The sequence below is a fragment of the Aequorivita nionensis genome, from assembly GCF_046352995.1.
Taxonomy (GTDB): domain Bacteria; phylum Bacteroidota; class Bacteroidia; order Flavobacteriales; family Flavobacteriaceae; genus Aequorivita; species Aequorivita nionensis.
The window spans coordinates 2,259,679-2,278,350 of the sequence record NZ_CP130281.1; the positions used below are offsets into that span (position 1 = coordinate 2,259,679).

General features: G+C 37.7%; 20 protein-coding genes, 1 tRNA gene and 1 pseudogene. 11 read left to right on the forward strand and 11 right to left on the reverse strand.

Going from position 1 to position 18,672, the window contains the following annotated elements; translation table 11 throughout:
- Positions 1–4 precede the first annotated feature (4 nt).
- Together bshB1 and Q2U82_RS10270 are read left to right on the forward strand one after the other, a co-directional pair.
- The gene (gene bshB1, locus Q2U82_RS10265) at positions 5–721 is read left to right on the forward strand and encodes a bacillithiol biosynthesis deacetylase BshB1 (protein WP_410004785.1); all 717 of its coding nucleotides are present in this window, start codon (positions 5–7) and stop codon (positions 719–721) included.
- A gap of 88 nt (positions 722–809) precedes the next feature.
- Positions 810–885, forward strand: a tRNA-His gene (locus Q2U82_RS10270).
- Between the two features lie 66 nt (positions 886–951).
- Here the strand turns inward: Q2U82_RS10270 and Q2U82_RS10275 are convergent.
- Complete coding sequence (locus Q2U82_RS10275) at positions 952–1,962, reverse strand: M28 family metallopeptidase (RefSeq protein ID WP_410004786.1); 1,011 nt, start codon at positions 1,960–1,962, stop codon at positions 952–954.
- Between the two features lie 17 nt (positions 1,963–1,979).
- Positions 1,980–2,306 carry a hypothetical protein gene (locus tag Q2U82_RS10280; protein WP_410004787.1) on the reverse strand — a complete coding sequence of 109 codons (327 nt, stop codon included), beginning with the start codon at positions 2,304–2,306 and terminating at the stop codon, positions 1,980–1,982.
- Positions 2,307–2,460: 154 nt separating this feature from the next.
- Between Q2U82_RS10280 and Q2U82_RS10285 the strand changes: the two genes are divergently transcribed.
- Together Q2U82_RS10285 and Q2U82_RS10290 are read left to right on the forward strand one after the other, a co-directional pair.
- On the forward strand, positions 2,461–3,846 hold the full coding sequence (locus tag Q2U82_RS10285) for an MBL fold metallo-hydrolase (protein ID WP_410004788.1): 1,386 nt from the start codon (positions 2,461–2,463) through the stop codon (positions 3,844–3,846).
- Between the two features lie 188 nt (positions 3,847–4,034).
- The gene (locus tag Q2U82_RS10290; RefSeq protein WP_410004789.1) at positions 4,035–7,100 is read left to right on the forward strand and encodes an HYR domain-containing protein; all 3,066 of its coding nucleotides are present in this window, start codon (positions 4,035–4,037) and stop codon (positions 7,098–7,100) included.
- Positions 7,101–7,179: 79 nt separating this feature from the next.
- Here the strand turns inward: Q2U82_RS10290 and Q2U82_RS10295 are convergent, their stop codons facing one another.
- Positions 7,180–7,659 (reverse strand): ferritin-like domain-containing protein, encoded by a 480-nt coding sequence (locus tag Q2U82_RS10295; protein WP_410004790.1) that lies wholly within the window; start codon positions 7,657–7,659, stop codon positions 7,180–7,182.
- Positions 7,660–7,856: 197 nt separating this feature from the next.
- On the opposite strand from Q2U82_RS10295, the pseudogene Q2U82_RS10300 reads away from it, so the two are divergent.
- A pseudogene (locus Q2U82_RS10300) lies at positions 7,857–8,921 on the forward strand (NAD(P)/FAD-dependent oxidoreductase); the annotation flags it as partial.
- 164 nt (positions 8,922–9,085) lie between these two features.
- The gene (locus tag Q2U82_RS10305) at positions 9,086–9,607 is read left to right on the forward strand and encodes a DUF421 domain-containing protein (protein WP_410004791.1); all 522 of its coding nucleotides are present in this window, start codon (positions 9,086–9,088) and stop codon (positions 9,605–9,607) included.
- A gap of 4 nt (positions 9,608–9,611) precedes the next feature.
- Here Q2U82_RS10305 and Q2U82_RS10310 read toward each other — a convergent pair whose 3' ends face one another.
- The 8 genes from Q2U82_RS10310 to Q2U82_RS10345 all read right to left on the reverse strand — a co-directional run bounded on the left by Q2U82_RS10310 (position 9,612) and on the right by Q2U82_RS10345 (position 13,571).
- Positions 9,612–9,983 carry an iron chaperone gene (locus Q2U82_RS10310; protein WP_410004792.1) on the reverse strand — a complete coding sequence of 124 codons (372 nt, stop codon included), beginning with the start codon at positions 9,981–9,983 and terminating at the stop codon, positions 9,612–9,614.
- Positions 9,984–9,988: 5 nt separating this feature from the next.
- A complete protein-coding gene (locus Q2U82_RS10315) occupies positions 9,989–10,282 on the reverse strand; it encodes a hypothetical protein (protein ID WP_410004793.1) in 294 nt (97 codons plus the stop codon).
- 16 nt (positions 10,283–10,298) lie between these two features.
- The gene (locus tag Q2U82_RS10320; protein ID WP_410004794.1) at positions 10,299–10,709 is read right to left on the reverse strand and encodes a VOC family protein; all 411 of its coding nucleotides are present in this window, start codon (positions 10,707–10,709) and stop codon (positions 10,299–10,301) included.
- A gap of 2 nt (positions 10,710–10,711) precedes the next feature.
- Positions 10,712–11,101 (reverse strand): DoxX family protein, encoded by a 390-nt coding sequence (locus tag Q2U82_RS10325; protein ID WP_410004795.1) that lies wholly within the window; start codon positions 11,099–11,101, stop codon positions 10,712–10,714.
- 76 nt (positions 11,102–11,177) lie between these two features.
- Positions 11,178–11,585 (reverse strand): hypothetical protein, encoded by a 408-nt coding sequence (locus tag Q2U82_RS10330; RefSeq protein ID WP_410004796.1) that lies wholly within the window; start codon positions 11,583–11,585, stop codon positions 11,178–11,180.
- A 145-nt stretch (positions 11,586–11,730) separates the two neighbouring features.
- Entirely contained in the window at positions 11,731–12,219 is a 489-nt protein-coding gene (locus Q2U82_RS10335; RefSeq protein ID WP_410004797.1) for a hypothetical protein, read from the reverse strand.
- Positions 12,220–12,317: 98 nt separating this feature from the next.
- Entirely contained in the window at positions 12,318–12,893 is a 576-nt protein-coding gene (locus tag Q2U82_RS10340) for a hypothetical protein (protein ID WP_410004798.1), read from the reverse strand.
- 6 nt (positions 12,894–12,899) lie between these two features.
- Positions 12,900–13,571 carry an SIR2 family NAD-dependent protein deacylase gene (locus Q2U82_RS10345; protein ID WP_410004799.1) on the reverse strand — a complete coding sequence of 224 codons (672 nt, stop codon included), beginning with the start codon at positions 13,569–13,571 and terminating at the stop codon, positions 12,900–12,902.
- A gap of 84 nt (positions 13,572–13,655) precedes the next feature.
- Here Q2U82_RS10345 and Q2U82_RS10350 point away from each other — a divergent pair, with 84 nt between their 5' ends.
- From Q2U82_RS10350 to Q2U82_RS10370, 5 genes are all read left to right on the forward strand, one after another.
- A complete protein-coding gene (locus Q2U82_RS10350) occupies positions 13,656–14,336 on the forward strand; it encodes a TrmH family RNA methyltransferase (protein WP_410004800.1) in 681 nt (226 codons plus the stop codon).
- Positions 14,337–14,381: 45 nt separating this feature from the next.
- The gene (locus Q2U82_RS10355) at positions 14,382–14,954 is read left to right on the forward strand and encodes a non-canonical purine NTP diphosphatase (RefSeq protein ID WP_410004801.1); all 573 of its coding nucleotides are present in this window, start codon (positions 14,382–14,384) and stop codon (positions 14,952–14,954) included.
- A 225-nt stretch (positions 14,955–15,179) separates the two neighbouring features.
- Entirely contained in the window at positions 15,180–17,021 is a 1,842-nt protein-coding gene (locus tag Q2U82_RS10360) for a DEAD/DEAH box helicase (RefSeq protein WP_410004802.1), read from the forward strand.
- Positions 17,022–17,198: 177 nt separating this feature from the next.
- Positions 17,199–17,819 carry a GNAT family N-acetyltransferase gene (locus tag Q2U82_RS10365; RefSeq protein WP_068763010.1) on the forward strand — a complete coding sequence of 207 codons (621 nt, stop codon included), beginning with the start codon at positions 17,199–17,201 and terminating at the stop codon, positions 17,817–17,819.
- A 26-nt stretch (positions 17,820–17,845) separates the two neighbouring features.
- Positions 17,846–18,610 (forward strand): carboxypeptidase-like regulatory domain-containing protein, encoded by a 765-nt coding sequence (locus Q2U82_RS10370; RefSeq protein WP_410004803.1) that lies wholly within the window; start codon positions 17,846–17,848, stop codon positions 18,608–18,610.
- Positions 18,611–18,672: the final 62 nt, after the last annotated feature.

Sequence of the window (18,672 nt, forward strand, 5' to 3'; positions counted from 1 at the left end):
AAATATGAAGATTGATATACTTGCTATAGGCGCACACCCGGATGATGTCGAATTGGGATGTTCGGCAACTCTGGCAAAGGAAATAAGCAACGGAAAAAAAGTGGGGATTTTAGACCTTACACGAGGCGAACTTGGAACCCGAGGTACAGCTGAAATTCGCGATGAAGAAGCTGCAAATGCCGCTGAAATTTTAGGTGTAAAGTTTCGGCATAATCTTGAATTCTCCGATGGGTTTTTGGTAAATAATGCCGCATCCCAATTGGAAATAATTAAAATCATTAGAAAATACCAACCAGAAATAGTGCTTTGCAACGCCATTGACGACCGCCACATTGACCACGGAAAAGCCAGCAAACTTGCCAGCGATGCTTGTTTTTTAAGTGGTTTGCAAAAAATTGAAACCATACAGGACGGCAATCATCAAAAAGCTTGGCGTCCAAAACACGTTTACCATTATATTCAATGGAAAAATATTGAACCGGATTTTGTTGTAGATGTAACGGGTTTTTTGGAGAAAAAATTGGAAACGGTTTTTGCCTATAAAAGCCAATTTCACCAAAAAGAAGCCGATGAACCAGAAACGCCAATCTCCTCAACCAATTTTAGGGATAGTATAACGTACAGAGCACAGGATTTGGGAAGACTTATTGGTACAGAATACGGCGAAGGTTTTACAACGGAAAGATATCCTGCGGTAAATTCAATTTTCGATTTAATTTAATTTTCTTCAAAGTTAGTATTGCGCAACCGTTATAATTGATTTATATTTGCGTCCGCTTAGCGAAGTTGTGTTTTAAAACACAATAAATGGTGGTTGTAGCTCAGCTGGTTAGAGCGCTTGATTGTGGTTCAAGAGGTCGCCGGTTCGAAACCGGTCTTCCACCCGAAAATAAAAATCCTCCCTTTTTGGGGAGGATTTTTTCGTTTAAAACACTTCTTTGTTTTTAAATATTATAATTTATCAGCAGTAATTCTTTTATCGCGATTGGCAATTTCCCAAGCAGTGTAAAAAATTAACTGAGCCCTTTTTGCCATTAAATCATATTCAATTTTATCGGGTGTGTCAGTAATTTTATGGTAATCTTCATGAACGCCATTAAAATAAAAAATAATTGGCACGTTATTTTTTGCGAAGTTATAATGATCGCTTCTATAGTAAAAACGGTTTGGGTCGTTGGGATCGTCATATTTATAATCCAATTCCAAATTTGTGTACTTATTGTTAGCTTCAGTTGAAACGTCCTGTAATTCTTGGCTCAATTTGTTACTTCCTATTAAATAGATATAATTCGGATTGTCCTTTTTCTCGGGGTCAATTCGGCCAATCATATCTATGTTAAGATCACAAACAGTATTTTCCAATGGGAAAATTGGGTTTTCAGTATAATATCTTGAGCCGTATAGGCCAATTTCTTCACCAGTAACATGTAAAAATAAAATAGAGCGTTTTGGTCCATTGCCGTCTTTTACAGCTTGCTGAAAGGCTTGGGCAATTTCCAAAATTGAAACTGTTCCACTCCCGTCATCATCGGCGCCATTAAAAACATTTCCGTCTTTATCTGTCCCCACATGATCCAAATGTGCTGAAATTATTACAATCTCATCAGGTTTTTCAGAGCCTTTAATAAATGCCAATACATTTTCTGATGGTTGAGGATCTCTTCTTGCTGCAAAAAAACTGACAGGAATGTTCTGAAAATAATTATCCGTTTCCGGAGCTGGTTTGATACCTTCTTTTATATAAAAATCACGTATATAATTGGCGGCCATATGCTGGCCCTTAGTACCTGTCATTCGCCCCTCCATTTCATCACCTGCATAAATGTATAAATGTTTTTTAAGATCCTGTGCCGTTATTGTATTGGCGTATTCAACGATTTTCTCCTTCGGATCGACAGTTTTTTGTGTGGAATTACAGGAAAAAACTAAAGATGAAAAAGCGGCAATAAATAAAATTTTCATAAATGAATTAAATGAGGTTAATCAAAAGAAGTAAGTTCGTAATCATTTGGTGACAAGCCACCTTCGCCAACTTTTTTATATTTTAAAGTATAAGTTTTTAAAATTTCTTTACCGTCCTTGTCTTGTGATTTTACGGTAACCTTTACAATATAACTTATTCCGATGGAGGCTTCTCCTGTTTCAGTCAACTCTATATTCTCATCAATAAACTTTGTGCCTTCGGGAAGTTGCAGTTTTTCAATGGCATCCTTTTTGGCGAGTTCGCGAACTACCGTTTCCTGTTTGTTTTCTGTGGAACAAGATACCACAAGAAAAGCTATTAATATGAATGCTAATTTTCGCATAATTAATTATTTAAAATTTAAAGATTGACTGGTAAAGATAAAATAAGTAGAATGTCTTAATGCAAAAGTTTTGTGAAAAATATAAGTGTGAATATTATGCATTAAAAATTTTTAAAATATACTATTCTTATATTTGTAAAAAAAAAGAAAAACAATGAAGGTAGAACAAATTTATACTGGTTGCCTTTCCCAAGGTGCATACTACATAGAAAGTAACGGGGAATCTGCAATTATTGACCCATTAAGGGAAACAAAACCTTATTTAGAGCGCGCAAAAAACGACAACGCTACCATTAAATATATTTTTGAAACCCATTTTCACGCTGATTTTGTGAGCGGACATATAACACTTGCCCAACAAACAGGAGCTTCAATTGTTTATGGTCCACACGCCAATCCATCTTTTGATGCATTATTGGCTAAGGATGAAGAAGTTTATAAGTTGGGTGATGTTACTATTACTGCAATTCACACACCCGGTCACACCATGGAAAGCACAACATATTTGTTGAAAGATGAAAATGGGAAGGATTATGCAATTTTCAGCGGTGATACCTTGTTTTTAGGAGATGTGGGCCGTCCAGATCTTGCACAAAAGTCGAATGAAATTACACAGGAAGATCTTGCAGGAATATTGTTTGACAGCCTTCGGAACAAAATAATGCCTTTGGCTGATGATGTTATTGTCTATCCGGCACACGGAGCTGGCTCTGCCTGTGGAAAGAATATGATGAAAGAAACCGTTGACACTTTGGGAAACCAAAAGAAAATGAACTATGCTCTTCGTGCAGATATGACCCGCGAGGAATTTATAAAGGAAGTAACCGATGGTTTGGCTCCGCCACCTTTATATTTTCCAATGAATGTGAAAATGAATAGAGAAGGTTATACAAACTTTGATGAAGTAATGGCACAAGGAACCACTCCATTGGATCCAAACACTTTTGAGAGAATGGCAAATGAAACTGGCGCCATTGTTCTAGACGTACGCAATCAAATTGAATATATAGATGGCCACATTCCGCGTTCTATTTTTATTGGTCTTGATGGCGGTTTCGCCCCATGGGTAGGCGCACTGCTGGCAGATGTTGAACAAGAAATACTCTTGGTAGTTTCTCCTGGAAGAGAAGAAGAAGCGGTAACCCGTTTATCGAGAGTTGGGTTTGACAGAACTTTAGGATATTTAAGTGGGGGAATTGAATCCTGGAAAAACGCAGGTAAGGAAATTGATACCTTAGAATCGGTTTCTGCGGAAGCATTTAAGGAAGAATTGGAAAAAAACGTTCCGGTTTTTGATGTCCGCAACGATGGAGAATATAAAGGAGCGCATATTCCAGAGGCAAAACATGCGCCTCTTGGATTTTTAAATGATTATTTAAATGATTTTCCTGCTAACGAAAAATGCTACATACATTGTGCTGGCGGTTATCGCTCGGTTATCGCTGCTTCCATTTTGAAAAGCCGCGGAATTCATAATGTCGTTGATGTTGCCGGAGGTTTTGCGGCCATTAAAAATGCAGGCATTCCCGTTGAAAATTAATGATAATTTAACCTCATTTGGTTTTTATGTAAGTGTGCTATAAATTATATTTGACCTTTAAAAATTTATTAAAAACCATTATGAATTTCCCTCCATTAAGGTGGAATATTAACTAACCGAAGATGTGTCTTGGCATTCAAACTGATTGGTGAGACACATTTTCTTTTTAAAACAATTACTTTATACTTATGAAAAAAATTACATTAACACTTTTATTATTTTCAGCAGTTTTGTTTGCACAAGCTCAAACTGTTTTTATTAACGAATTACATTACGACAACACAGGCGGAGATGTGGATGAGGGCTTTGAAATAGCAGGACCATCAGGCACAGATTTAACAGGCTGGAAGGTTGAGCTTTACAACGGTTCAAACGGTACAGACTACGGAACTATAAATTTATCCGGAACAATTCCAGACGAAGGAGCTGGATTTGGAGCTGTTAGTTTTTTAGCTTCAGGAATCCAAAACGGAGCTCCTGACGGGTTGGCATTAATAGATGCCACCAATACTGTAATCCAATTTTTGAGCTATGAAGGTTCCTTTACAGCTACTTCGGGAACTGCAAACGGAATGACCTCAACAGATATTGGAGTGTCTGAGCCGAGTTCTTCTCCCATTGGTGAATCATTACAGCTTATAGGAACAGGTAGTTTGTACGGTGATTTTACATGGAGTGGTCCAACTGCTGCTTCATCAGGACTTATTAATACGGGACAAACTTTTGTGGGCTCTGGTTCCGGCTCAAGTCCAACTATAACTTGTCCGGCTGATATTACAGTAAACAATGCAGCTGGAACATGCGGTGCGGAAGTAAGCTTTACTGGTTTTGCGATGGATGCTGAAGATGGAAATATTTCTTCATCAATTATTGCTACGCCTGCAAGTGGAAGTACATTTCCAGTTGGGGTCAATACAGTAACGCTTTCCGTAACAGATAGCGATAATAACACCTCTACGTGTCAATTTACGATTACTGTTGTTGATAATGAAGCGCCTATTGCTATTTGTCAAAATATTATAATAGAGTTGGATCCGATAACAGGAACTGCAACTATTGACCCAACTGAAGTAGATAACGGTTCTTCAGACCTTTGTGGTGCTGTTTCTTTAAGTCTGGATATTTCAATGTTTGATTGTACAATGACTGGATCTAACAACATAGTGCTCACAGTTACTGACGATGCCGGAAATTCATCAACTTGCACTGCCACTGTTACAGTTCAGGACACTACTGCCCCTATAATTACTTGCTTGGGCGAAGCATCTGGACCATCTGTATTTATCAATGAGATACATTATGATAATGCAGGAGCTGATGAAGGTGAAGCTATAGAAATTGCCGGCCCTTCAGGTACGAATTTGAGTACATACTCAATAGTTCTTTATAACGGAAATGGAGGTACTGAATACAACACTGTTAATTTAAGTGGAACCATTGATGATGAAGGCAATGGTTTTGGCGCTGTTAACTTTGAAATAGCAGACATTCAAAATGGTTCGCCTGACGGTATCGCTTTGGTGAATAATGGAAATGTTATTCAGTTTTTGAGCTACGAAGGTAGTTTTACCGCGGTTGATGGTGTGGCAAGTGGTCTTACATCTATAGACATAGGTGTTTCAGAAGCTAGTGGAACTCCTGTAGGAGAATCATTACAATTAAATGGAACAGGTACTTACTATGCTGATTTTATTTGGAACGCACCAACAGCAGCTACACCTGGAACAATTAACGTAGGACAGATTTATGTTGCACCAACTACTTCTGCAATCGATGTTTATCTGGACGCAAACGGAATGGCGAGTATTGACCCAAACACCCTTTTACAGAGCGTAACGGAAGCTTGCGGTTATACCACTACAGTGAATGGCAATACCACTGCTGATTTTACTTGTGCAGACTTAGGAGAAAGCCTTGTTGAAGTGACGGTTACCGATGACAGTGGAAACGTTTCTACTTGCACCGCTACTGTGAATATTATAGACAACATAGCACCCGTAATTACCTGTGGAGCCACAAATACCTTTTCCGAAACAGAAGATTTTGAAGGTTCTACTCTTCCAAACGGTTGGACAACTGAAATCTTGGCCGGAAATGCAGATTGGGCTTTTGGCTCAGGAGCTATGCCTAACGGCGACGATTTCGCTACCAACGCAGCAATCTTTAATGATGATGCAGCTGGTATTGGCCAGACCAATAAAGTAGTGCTGTCTTCCCCGGTATATGACCTTACGGATGCAACAACAGCAAACGTTGGCTATGATGTTGCCTTTCAGGAATCTGGAGACCAAATATTTACTGTTGAGGTATATGATGGCTCAGCTTGGCAACAAATTGCACTTTACGATGCCGATTTGGTCCCAAACATCCAAACAGAATTAATTGACGTTACCGCATATGCTAATGCAGCGTTTCAGGTTCGTTACACTTATGACGATCTTGGCGGCTGGGGCTGGGCTGCCGGTGTAGATAATTTTGATCTTAGCTATGAGCTTTCAGGAACAGGTAACATTGTAGAAATTGAACTAGGTCCTAATGGCACTACAACTGTTGATCCTTATAGCTTACTTTCAAATATAGATGAAGCTTGCGGAATTGACACAATCGCGGTCGATGTTCCAACGGTTGACTGTTCAGATATTGGAACAACTTTAATGATAACTGTATTCGTAAGTGACGCCAGTGGTAATATAGCTTCATGTGTTGCAGAAGTAAACGTTGTGGATAACCTTGGTCCAGAACTTACTTGCCCAGCAGATCAAACTGTTGATCCGGGAGCTGGTAACCTATTCTACATCCTGCCAGATTACTTCGCTACCGGCGAGGCAATTGCAGATGACAACTGTACAGATCCTGTAACCATCCTATCTCAAGATCCTGCTCCAGGCACTCCATTGTCTGATGGCACTTACACCATCACAATGACAGCTACTGACGAGTATGGAAATGTTTCAACTTGTACGTTTGAACTTACTGTTCTAACTACTATTGGAGTAGATGAAAACTCATTGGACAAAGGTTTGGCATTATACCCTAACCCAGCGGACAATGTGGTTAACCTTGTGAACAAGACAAACATTTCTCTTGAGAAAATGATGATCTATGACATAAACGGAAAACTTGTAATCCAGACAGACCTTCGCACTATGCAAGGTGTGAAAGCAGTAGATGTTTCATCACTTGCTTCTGGAGTTTATATGGTACAGATTATTGGTGACAGTGCAAGCACTGTGAAACGCTTGATAAAAGAGTAATCACCAAATAACCAACCAAAAAAGGAAACCCCTTCAGCTTTTGCTGAAGGGGTTTTTTTAAAATTAATTACTTATGAAATTAATCATCGGCCAAATCCTCTAAAGTTTTTACCCTATTCAGGGTGTTGTGAATCTCTGATGCTTGTTTTTGAATAACATTGGAAATGTTTGGTGGGAAATTTTCACTTTTAAGTTTATTGCTGTATTCTTCCCAACTTGCTTTTTCACCTCTAATACATTCCTCAAGTACGGCCTCATCTTCATTACCAGATAAAGCACTTTTAATATCTATCCAAGTGCGGTGAAGATCTCCAGTAAAGCTTCCACTTTCTTTTGGCTCTTCATTTAAATTTTTAATTTCCTGCGTAAGTTCATTCGTAAAACGGCTTCTTTGCGCAGCCTGATGTTGAAGAAAAGTTTTCAATCTTGGGTTTTTTGCATCTTCCATTGCCTTTTTAAACCCTTTTTGAGCATCATAATTTTTCTCCAAAAGTTCCTGTAAATTATCCACTAATTTCTCGTGGTTCTGTTCTTTTGCTTTTTCGAGTGTAGTTTTCATAGTTTATTTGTTTTAGTTTTTATTTAAAATTATTCATTCTCACGATAAAACAATCTTAGCAATTTCACAATTGAGAAGTGTTTAACGCTTGATGTTAAAGGATTTTAAGGTTTATAGAAAAGAAAATCTATAAATAAATATTAAAGAGTATAGCTTCAGCCTATTGTTTGACTAACTTTCAAAGAAAAAGAAAGATTATGGATATCCGTTCAAACGAACCTTATTGGTTAATTAAAAATGCCCTTCCACAAAGCTATCCTTCGCTTACAAAAACTATTTCAGCAGACATTTTAATTATTGGAGCGGGAATAACGGGCGCACTTATGGCCTATAAACTTATAGGTGAAGGAAAAAAAATCGTGATGGTTGACCGAAGGGATATTTGCAACGGCAGCACGGCGGCAAGCACCTCAATGCTTCAATATGAAATTGATGTGCCTTTGCATAAGTTAATAGAACAAGTGGGCATAACCTGCGCCGTTTCCAGTTATCAAAATTGTGAAAATGCCATAAAGGAAATAAGAAAAATTGCTACTTCAGTTGGAAGTAAATGTGGGTTTAAATATATGAAAAGTGTATATTTTACTTCTACTAAGAAGGATTTAGAATTTTTAAAGAATGAATTCAAAGCAAGACAGGAACACGGTTTTGACGTAAAATGGCTTTCCAAGGAAGAACTTGAAAAAATTGGTTTAAAAGCCTATGGCGCCATAGAATCAAAGTCCGGAGCGGTGATGGATGTATATACACTGGCAAATGATATTTTGAAATACTGCAGTAAAAAAGGATTGGAGATTTATGACAGAACTTCTGTGGAGGAAATAAAAACCAAAAATGACAAAACCGTTGCCAAAACAAAAGATGGTTTCACAATTGAAGTTGATCACGTTGTGCACTGTACCGGGTATGAGAGTACCGAAACCGTGAAAGAGGATATTGTAAAGCTCAAAAGCACGTTTGCCTTGGCTTCCGAAGCTTTTGAGACCATTCCCAAAGCTTTTAAAGAGCGTATTTATTGGAATACGGATGCGCCCTATTTATATTTTAGAAGTACGGACGACAACCGGATTGTGATGGGCGGCGGCGATAGGGATTTTAAAAACGCGATGCGCCGCGATGCATTACTTCCGAAAAAGGAAAAAGATTTGACAAAAAGCTTTAAAAAATGTTTTCCCGAAATTGAATTCATTGCAGATTATTCCTGGGCGGGAACCTTTGGGGAAACAAAGGACGGTTTGCCGTATTTTGGAAAACCCGATGCTGAAAAGAACGAACATTATATTTTAGGTTTTGGCGGAAATGGCATTACCTTCAGCGTTATGGGGATGGATGCCATTGTTCATTCAATCAATAAAACACCGCATCCGTATTTGGAGTATTATAAATTCAGAAGGTAATTTTTTAAAAACATATAAAAATTAAAATTATGGAAAAATGGTTTGAAGCATCAACAACTTCACTGATTGCGATTGTATTGACGGCAATTGGAATCTATTTTGCCACAATTATATTTACAAGGCTTGCTGGCAAGCGCAGTTTTTCGAAAATGAGCAGTTTTGATTTTGCTATGACAGTAGCCATTGGTTCAATAATCGCCACAACGGTTTTATCGAAATCGGTTAGTTTGTTGCAGGGAGTTATAGGGTTGGCAGCTGTTTATATTCTTCAAGTTTTAGTGGCAATTCTTCGAAAACTCGAAATAGTCCAAAAATTAATCGACAACAAACCTTTGCTGTTAATGGATGGCGAAGAAATACTGCAAGAAAACCTAAAAAAGACGCGTGTTACTGAATCAGATTTACGATCAAAGCTTCGTGAGGCCAATGTTTTGGAACTTTCACAAGTACGAGCGGTAATATTTGAATCTACGGGTGATATTGCAGTGCTTCACAGTAAAGATGAAAATGTAAAAGTGGAAGATTGGTTGTTGAAAGGAGTAGAGCGATAGATTTTTATTTTTTTTTAAGTTTAGCTTCAATTTCTTTCGTTCTAAATTTTACAATATCATGAATCAGTTTCCAGGGAATTTCTTCACTAATAGGAAATTGAATGGAGCCTTTTCCGGTTTTGTAATTTAAAAGCTCTTTCTTAAAAGCCTCGTTTCCTGACGGAAGTGCATAGAAGCCAATATGGTTTTTATATGCGGCAAAATAAACCAAGGGCTTGCCATTCAGTTTAAAAGCTGGCATTCTATAGCTTATGGACTCAATTGCATTTGGTGCAGTTTTTAATACGGTTTCACGAATTTTTTTAAGAATAATTTGCACATCCTTTGGAAATTGTAAAATGTATTCCTCCGTATTTTTATAGTTTTTGGCTTCCATATTTATCAATCTTTAAAATGCAATCCCTTTTTATTAAGTAGAGTTTTCAATTTAATTATCCCACTTTTACCCATTCCATGAAAACTTAAAATTTCTTTTTCTGAAAAGGTAGCGAGCTCTTCCAAGGTATTAATTTTATTGTCTTCCAAAGCTCTTCTGGCTGGTGCGGCAATTTCAGAAAGAAATCCCTCATCAGGTTTGCGCTGCTTTTCACAAATTGGGCAAATGGGACATTCACTGGATTTATAATAAACGTGTCCATTTTCACAAGTTGTTTTTGTTGGTTTCGAAGAGCCCATTTTTAGAATTTCGATTTTATTTTGGCATCTTTTCCATGTCCATAAAAAGCATATTCCAACGGTGACCATCCAAATCACTAAAAGCAAAACCATACATCCAACCCTGTATTGCTTGAGGTTCACTGAAAACATTTCCTCCAGCATTTTTTACTTTTTCGGCCATTTCATCCACTTCTTTTTTGCTTTCAGCATCAAAGGAAATCATTAATTCGGTAACTTTTGATGCGTCAGAAATAGGGTTCTGTATTACATTTTCAAACATTTTTTCCTCAAAAAACATAATCGGCATGCTTGCTTTGCCAACTACAAGTGCTGTCATGGTTTCGGTTTCACGCTCGGTTTTGAAAGAAAAACCTATTTCAGTAAAAAACTTTTTAGATCGCTTCAAATCTTTAATGGGAAGGTTGATCCAATATTCTTTTGTCATAATTATATATCTTTTGAAATTGATTTTTTGTTTGAATAAATTTTGTGGTAATACACATATGAAACAATTAAAACAGCGAAAACAATCAAAGGGAAGATGCTGTTAAATGTAAATCCGTCTACCGCTGTGTGACTGATGCTGGCAAAGATAAAGTCGAATGCAAAACCGGCATAAGCCCATTCTTTTACTCTTTTTGGCAACTGTGGAATTATCAAAATTAAGGAACCGAGCACCTTAAAAACAACCAATGCATTCCCAAAGTATTCCGGATACCCCAAATGCCGAATACCTTCCTTGGCAAGTTCGGTCTGTGAAGTAAACGCAGGCATAACTCCTTCAAAAAGAAATATGAGGATGGTTGCGGTCCAAAATATTATTTTGTCTTTTTTCATAATTTTAAATTTAAATTAAGTCAGTTAAGTTTTTTAAGTTTTAGGTAATTAAAATTATTTTCAATTTGTTCAATAATTATTGATTCCGCACCATGCAATTCACATCGTTATCATTAAAATACCATTCCACACAAGCGCCATTTGGATCTATTTTCGGATTTAAAAGCAATATTTTGAACGCTTTTTCTATTGCAACAATATCGTCTTTGTAATTTGGAACAGTTATGTAGTTATAAATGCCTTTTTTTAAAAGATAGGTTTTAAGCCCCAATGCAGCCGCTTCCCCATCATAATTTTGCGTAACAGCGGCTTTGTATTGAATTTTTCCAGAACTGTCCGAGAAAGAGATTCCGAAATAATCCCTTCCTTTTTTTTCCGTTACCAATGTGTGCAATTCTTGGTGGGCATTCAGAATGTCATCCGGAAAGGATATTGCTGAAATATACATCAACATTTTATTTTCCCTAAAATTGAGTTGATACATTGCTAAAGTTATTTTATTGTTTTCTACAAATTTAGCTGTGTTAATTAAAGGAAATAGGGTGTAAATACGTCAATATCAAGGGGAATTTGCGACATAAAAAAAGCCCAATCAAAAAATGATTGTGCCATCAAAATATGATGTTTAATTAATTTTCATCACATCTTATTTCTTCCAAAGGCATTTTATCATTAAGAGTAAATTTTGAATTGTTTTTAAACTTCATCTTTCCATTTACTTCTTCCACTTCGCTAAAACCTTCTATAAGATTATTTCCTTTTTTTACAAACATAATTTCGCGAACAGAAACTGTTCCTTCAGAACCAAAAGTGTAATCTGCAAAAAGGGTGTCGCCAACCATTTTTCCTTCAAAAGTTCCATCGTTTTTGTCTTTCTCAAAGTAGTTGTAGCTCAAGGTTCCTGCAACTTCTTCGTTCATTTTTTCCATTTGAAGCAACACCGTGTCTTTTTCGGAAGCGTAACGATAACATCCTATTTCAGGGGAATTCACATCACTCTCCATAATATCAGTTTCATCGGGGGCAATAATTTCAATTTCCTCTTTCTTGGTTTCATTTTTACATGAAGAAATTATAATAGAGGTAAGGGCTGTAAAAATTAAAAGATAATTTTTCATAGGATTGATTTTTATTTTTTGGATGGATTTGTTACTATATAAAGCTATAAAAATATTGCACTTTGCCGATATTGCTTATAGTTATTTTAACAGAAATTCTACTGTCCTTGGGGAATCTTTTTCAATATTTTTCGCGCCCTTGCTTGGTAGCCGGCACTTTTATTTGGTGCATTTTCAGTGAGTATATTCCGTAATTCGGGATAAACCCAATTCCGCTTTTTATCTTGTCCCAAATAATAAAGAGCGCTCATTGCTGGGGCTTGACAGGCAACTTTTTGATCGGTAATTAGCCAATCAAAACAGCACTCGGTCATTATTTTGCGTTCATCCTCACTCAAAATATTTCGAAAATAGACGTATTTAAGCATATAGTGTTCATAGCATAGCATTTCGCAAATTTTTGCGCAAGAGCGTAGTGCCGAATCATTTTTTATATTTGGCAATCTTTCAAAAAAGATATGCATATATTTAAAGAAAAGTTGAGGTTTCCATTCACAAATAATTTCCAACACCCAAGCGGAATTTACCAGTAAGTCGCTTTCTTCCGTAAAACCCCACTGAAGGGTTTCGCGCACATAATGGGGTTTTTTAACAATCCAAGAAGCAGCCTCCTGTCTCTTTTTTTTACTGCTGTCAACCTCCATCAATTTTTCTTTTAAATCTTCGGGAAGCATAATTTTTTACTTTAAAAGTTCAACAACCTTTGGAATTCCTGTTGAAGCGTTTTCAGCAAAAACAGTTATTCTTTTGTTTTCTGAAATGGAAGGTTTGGGGTCTACAAAATAAATGTGTGCATCACTCTTTGCATATTGAATCAAACCCGCTGCGGGATAGACTTGCATTGAAGTTCCAACAATTATAATTACATCTGCTTTTTCTACAACTTCTACTGCAACTTCTATCATAGGAACCATCTCGCCAAACCAAACAATATGTGGGCGCAGTTGATGGTTGTGTTCGCAGAAATCACCTAAATTTAAATCCTTTTTCCAGTCCAAAACCAAGTCTTCATCAAAAGTGCTTCTCACTTTTAAAAGTTCTCCGTGAAGGTGGATAACATTAGTGCTTCCCGCGCGTTCGTGCAGATCGTCAACGTTTTGGGTGATGATTGTAAGCTCATGTTTTTTTTCAAGTTCTGCCAAAGCTATGTGTGCGGCATTAGGCTGAACCGCTAAAAGTTGTCTTCGGCGTTGGTTGTAAAAATCCAATACCACAGCAGGATTGCGTTGAAAACCTTCGGGCGAGGCAACTTCCATCACATCGTGGCCTTCCCAAAGACCATCGCTGTCCCTAAAAGTTTTTATTCCGCTTTCCGCGCTTACTCCAGCGCCTGTCAATACTGCTATTTTCATTTAGAGAAATTAAATTTTACAGTGCCAACTGCCACTGCCAACTGATTACTAATAGTTATCTTCGCTTAAAATTAATTATTTTCTTTGGATTCAGCATTATTAAAATATCTTCAAGGCTATCTAACAGAACGTAGAAAAAACCTCTTTCAAAAAGTACTTTCTGAACGTACGCGGCATTTCACAGTTGTTACCGAAGACGTTTACCAACTTCACAATACAAGCGCAGTTATGCGAACTTGCGATGTTTTTGGTATTCAGGATTTGCATGTGGTGGAGGAGAAGGTGAGCAAGCGAATAGACAAGGAAATTGCGATGGGCGCACAAAAATGGGTTGATTTTAAAAGGTATAGTTCCATAAAAGATTGTATTTCAACTTTGAAAAACTCAGGCTATCAAATAATTGCGACTACTCCACACGATAATTCCACAATGCTACACGAGTTTGATGCATCAAAAAAAAGTGCTTTTTTCTTCGGAAAAGAGAGCGATGGTTTGAGTGATGTAGTTATGAATTCGGCTGATGGTTTTTTGAAAATTCCAATGTACGGGTTTACGGAGAGTTTGAATATTTCAGTTTCCGCAGCGATTATTTTGCAAAGTGTGGTTTCAAAAATGAAACAGAGTGATGTAGCTTGGCAACTTTCCGAAACAGAAAAACTTGAGATTGAAATGCAGTGGTTAAAGAAAACGATTAAAGCTTCGGATGAGATTATTGAGAGGTATTATCTTGAAAATTCCAAATCTCAAATTCCAAATTCCAAATAAAAAGTTCAATATTCAAAAATCGTAAATCGTAAATCGTAAATCAAAATGAAACTCGTCTTCGCCACCCACAACAAAAATAAATTCACAGAAGTAAAAGCAATGCTCCCGCATCACATTGAATTACTTAGTCTAGACGATATCGGCTGCAATGAAGACATTGAAGAAACTGCAGACACCATTGAGGGCAACGCAATTTTAAAAGCAAACTACGTTCGCGATAATTATAACTTAGATTGCTTTGCTGACGACACTGGTTTGGAAGTTAAATCCTTAAACAACGAACCTGGCGTTTACAGCGCCCGATATGCTGGAGTTTCGCACGATTCAAATGCAAATATTCAAAAATTGCTAAAAAATCTTAAAGAAAAAGAAGATAGGAGTGCACGTTTCAAAACAGCAATTGCGCTAAATATGGAACACGAAGAAATTATGTTTCTCGGAATTTGCGAGGGTGAAATAATTAATGAACTCCGCGGCGACTCAGGCTTTGGCTACGACCCAATTTTCCAACCAAATGGCTTTAACAAAACTTTTGCGGAAATGACACTTCAGCAAAAAAGTGAAATTGGCCACCGCGGAAAAGCAATGCGCCAATTGATTGATTATCTTTCTAAATAAGTTGCAGTATGTAGTGCCAGTTTTCAGTATATCAAAAAAAACTGCCAACTGTAACTGAATACTGAAAACTTTAAGTTACTTTTGCGCCCTTGAAAAATCAATTGTAAATAACCTTTGGTTTTCAAGAAAAATCCTCAGGGTGAGGAGTGTTAGAGTGAAGCTGTCCGTTTTTTATATGTCCAGTAGCTTCCCATTAGCACACATATAAAAACTTTATTACATAAAATGACAGCATTTAAAGCACTCGGCTTGGAAGAAAATCTTCTAAAAGCCATCGCCGACATGGGTTTTGAAACCCCTTCGGAAGTACAAGAAAAAGCAATCCCAATTCTTTTAGAGCGCGAAACCGACATGGTTTCCTTAGCACAGACAGGAACTGGTAAAACCGCAGCATTTGGTTTCCCAATGTTGCAAAAAATTGACGTTAAGAGTCGTACAACGCAAGGTCTTATTCTTTCGCCAACGCGCGAACTTTGCCTTCAAATCACAAACGAAATGATTGCTTACGGCAAGTATATGCCCGGGCTAAACGTGACCGCAGTTTATGGTGGTGCGAGTATTACAGACCAAGCACGACAGATTAAAAAAGGTTCTCAGATTATTGTTGCAACGCCAGGCCGTATGAAAGATATGATCGGTCGTGGCTTGATTGATATTTCAAAAATTGAATATTGCGTGCTTGATGAAGCCGATGAAATGCTCAACATGGGCTTTTATGAAGACATTACCGAAATCCTTTCACACTCGCCAAAAGAGAAAAGCACTTGGCTTTTTAGTGCAACGATGCCGAAAGAAGTTTCTACCATCGCTAAAAAGTTTATGCATACCCCAGTTGAAATCACTGTGGGAACAAAAAACGTAGGTTCAGACCAAGTTTCACACGAATATTATTTAGTAAACGCACGTGATCGTTACAATGCGTTGAAGCGTTTAGCTGATGCAAACCCAGAAATCTTTTCTGTAGTTTTCTGTAGAACAAAACGCGATACCCAAAAAGTTGCGGAACAGTTAATCGAAGACGGTTACAACGCAGCAGCGCTTCACGGAGATTTAAGTCAAAATCAGAGAGATTTGGTTATGAAATCCTTCCGTGCGCGCCAAATACAAATGCTTGTTGCAACTGATGTTGCCGCTCGTGGAATTGATGTGGACGATATTACCCACGTAATAAACTACCAATTGCCAGACGAAATTGAAACCTACACCCACCGAAGCGGCCGTACAGGTCGTGCAGGAAAAACTGGGATTTCAATGGTTATCGTTTCAAAAAGTGAAGTGCGAAAAATTCACACTATTGAAAAGATGATTCAAAAGAAATTTATTTCAAAGGAAATTCCTTCGGGAATGGAAATCTGTGAAGTGCAAATGTTCCACTTGGCAAACAATATTAAAGACACCAAAATAAACCACGAAATAGATGCTTATCTTCCGAATATAAACGAGGTATTGGCAGATTTTTCGAAAGAGGAATTAATCAAAAAAGTATTCTCGGTTGAATTTACACGTTTCTTGAATTACTACAAAAACAGTAAAGATCTCAACATTGGCGGGGAACGCAATTTTTCTGACGAAGAAGCAAAAGACAGCACACGTTACTTTATTAACATTGGAAATAAAGACGATTTCGATTGGATGAGTCTGAAGGATTTTCTTCGCGATTTGTTGCAACTTGGAAAAGATGATGTTTATAAAGTTGACGTAAAAGACAGTTTTTCTTTCTTCAATACCGATACTACGCACCAAGAATTGGTGATGGGCATTTTCAAGGATTTTAAACTTGACGGAAGACAAATCAATATCGAAATTTCCAAAGACACAGGCCGCAGCAAAGGAAGAAGTGGCGGCGGTGGCGGTGGACGTGACCGTGGCAAAAGAAGAGGCGACAGAAACGACCGTGGAGATAGAGGTGGAAACCGTGGAGACCGTGGCGAACGCAAAGGAAGTTTTAAAAAACGCAGTGGTGGTTCTAGCAGTAGCGACAAACCAGCTTTCAAAGGCAAAAGCCGCAGAGGCAGTGAACGCCCAGAGACAAAAGGTACTGGTGGCAGACGCCGAAGAAAAGATTAATGGGTTGAGAAGTTGATAAGTTTAGTATTTAAAAGTCTAATTAAAATATTCTATTCCCTCGATTTCGATTTCGATTTCGATTTCGTTTTCAAAAGATTAAACTTTAGTATCACTTTAACGTCTATATAAGTATATTTACGGGCCTTTTGTAAAGAGGCCCGTGATTTTTTAATGCCTATGCAAACCTTCAACTTTCTGCAGGAACATATATTGGAAAACGACACAGTGCGGCTCAATCCCTTGCACCATCACGATATTGATAAACTCTTGCATTTCTCGGAACAACAGCCAGAACTTTGGAAATATTCCCTACAACCAGCCGATGGCTTGGAGAATTTAAAAGTTTACATAGACTTCGCTTTGCGCGGAAGAAAAGAAGAAACGGCATACCCCTTTGTTGTTTTCGACAAGCGCACCCAGCAAATTGCGGGCAGTACCCGTTTTTACGATTTTCAGAAAAACCACAACACCGTTCAATTGGGCTACACTTGGTACGGCAAGGAATTTCAGGGGACCGGACTAAACAAACAGTGCAAAATGCTGATGCTTGAATTTGCCTTTGAAAACATAGGTGTAGATCGCGTAGAATTTAGAGCTGATGCAAATAACGAAAGAAGCATTGCCGCGATGAAAAGCATAGGTTGCACCGTAGAAGGAATATTGCGGAACAACTGCGCGGCGCCCAAAGGAAGACGGGACAGCATTGTTTTAAGTATTTTAAAAGACGAATGGTTTGGAGGGGTTAAAGAAGTATTGAAATCTAAAATTGAAAAAGAAAGGAACGTTTCGCCTCAGTGAAATTTTTCCGTATATTAAAATCCTGTATGAAAAAATATATCCTACTTATAGCCCTTGTTTTTATCGCAGCAAACTCCTTTGCCCAAGAAAATAACATCATTAAAGGAACTGTGATGAATGATGCAGACGACAAACTTTTGGAAAACGTAAACATCGTGAACCTTAACCAAGTAATTGGCACAACTACCAATGAAAAGGGAGAGTTTGCAATTAAGGCAGCGGTAAATGACACCCTTTATTTTTCATATTTAGGTTTTAAATCCCTCCGTGTTCGCGTTACCAATGACTGGCTTCGGTTTGGCGATATAAAAGTGAAAATGACCGAATTGGGCATCGCTTTGGAAGAAGTAGTAATTAAACCTGTTCAGCTAACAGGTTATGTTGAAATTGATGCAAAACTGATTCCTGTGTATGACAATTACCGTTACCGGATTTCAGGTTTGAACACAGGCTATGAAGGCGGAAGCAATCAGCCGGGAGCCGTAAGTAAAGTGTTAAGTTCCATATTTAATCCTGCCGACTTCCTTTATAATGTCTTCGGAAAACGTCCGAGGCAGATGAAAAAGCTCCGCCAAATGAAGGAAGACGATGAAATTCGAAACCTGCTACAAAGTAAATATGATCGAGAAACATTAATGGCCGTGCTCCAACTAGAGCGTGCAGATATTGATGAAATATTAAATAAATGCAGCTTTTCCAAAGACTTTATCCGCACCGCCAATGATCTTCAAATTCTCGATGCCATCAGCGGTTGTTACGAAGAATACAAGATTCTGAATAGGGATAAGTAACAACATTTCTCCTTTTTTTAACAACATTCAATTTCATTAAAAGTATTTTTAGTGAAAATTGA

Bases quoted from the DNA above. Each gene is read 5' to 3' on its own strand.
- Q2U82_RS10310 (WP_410004792.1), bottom strand. From the start codon at position 9,983: ATGGAAGCCAAAAACTATAAAAATACGGAGGAATACATTTTACAATTT.
- Q2U82_RS10315 (WP_410004793.1), bottom strand. From the start codon at position 10,282: ATGGGCTCTTCGAAACCAACAAAAACAACTTGTGAAAATGGACACGTT.
- Q2U82_RS10340 (WP_410004798.1), bottom strand. From the start codon at position 12,893: ATGCTTCCCGAAGATTTAAAAGAAAAATTGATGGAGGTTGACAGCAGT.
- Q2U82_RS10275 (WP_410004786.1), bottom strand. From the start codon at position 1,962: ATGAAAATTTTATTTATTGCCGCTTTTTCATCTTTAGTTTTTTCCTGT.
- Q2U82_RS10290 (WP_410004789.1), top strand. From the start codon at position 4,035: ATGAAAAAAATTACATTAACACTTTTATTATTTTCAGCAGTTTTGTTT.
- Q2U82_RS10305 (WP_410004791.1), top strand. From the start codon at position 9,086: ATGGAAAAATGGTTTGAAGCATCAACAACTTCACTGATTGCGATTGTA.
- bshB1 (WP_410004785.1), top strand. From the start codon at position 5: ATGAAGATTGATATACTTGCTATAGGCGCACACCCGGATGATGTCGAA.
- Q2U82_RS10280 (WP_410004787.1), bottom strand. From the start codon at position 2,306: ATGCGAAAATTAGCATTCATATTAATAGCTTTTCTTGTGGTATCTTGT.
- Q2U82_RS10365 (WP_068763010.1), top strand. From the start codon at position 17,199: ATGCAAACCTTCAACTTTCTGCAGGAACATATATTGGAAAACGACACA.
- Q2U82_RS10355 (WP_410004801.1), top strand. From the start codon at position 14,382: ATGAAACTCGTCTTCGCCACCCACAACAAAAATAAATTCACAGAAGTA.
- Q2U82_RS10345 (WP_410004799.1), bottom strand. From the start codon at position 13,571: ATGAAAATAGCAGTATTGACAGGCGCTGGAGTAAGCGCGGAAAGCGGA.
- Q2U82_RS10330 (WP_410004796.1), bottom strand. From the start codon at position 11,585: ATGTATCAACTCAATTTTAGGGAAAATAAAATGTTGATGTATATTTCA.
- Q2U82_RS10360 (WP_410004802.1), top strand. From the start codon at position 15,180: ATGACAGCATTTAAAGCACTCGGCTTGGAAGAAAATCTTCTAAAAGCC.
- Q2U82_RS10285 (WP_410004788.1), top strand. From the start codon at position 2,461: ATGAAGGTAGAACAAATTTATACTGGTTGCCTTTCCCAAGGTGCATAC.
- Q2U82_RS10335 (WP_410004797.1), bottom strand. From the start codon at position 12,219: ATGAAAAATTATCTTTTAATTTTTACAGCCCTTACCTCTATTATAATT.
- Q2U82_RS10295 (WP_410004790.1), bottom strand. From the start codon at position 7,659: ATGAAAACTACACTCGAAAAAGCAAAAGAACAGAACCACGAGAAATTA.
- Q2U82_RS10320 (WP_410004794.1), bottom strand. From the start codon at position 10,709: ATGACAAAAGAATATTGGATCAACCTTCCCATTAAAGATTTGAAGCGA.
- Q2U82_RS10325 (WP_410004795.1), bottom strand. From the start codon at position 11,101: ATGAAAAAAGACAAAATAATATTTTGGACCGCAACCATCCTCATATTT.
- Q2U82_RS10370 (WP_410004803.1), top strand. From the start codon at position 17,846: ATGAAAAAATATATCCTACTTATAGCCCTTGTTTTTATCGCAGCAAAC.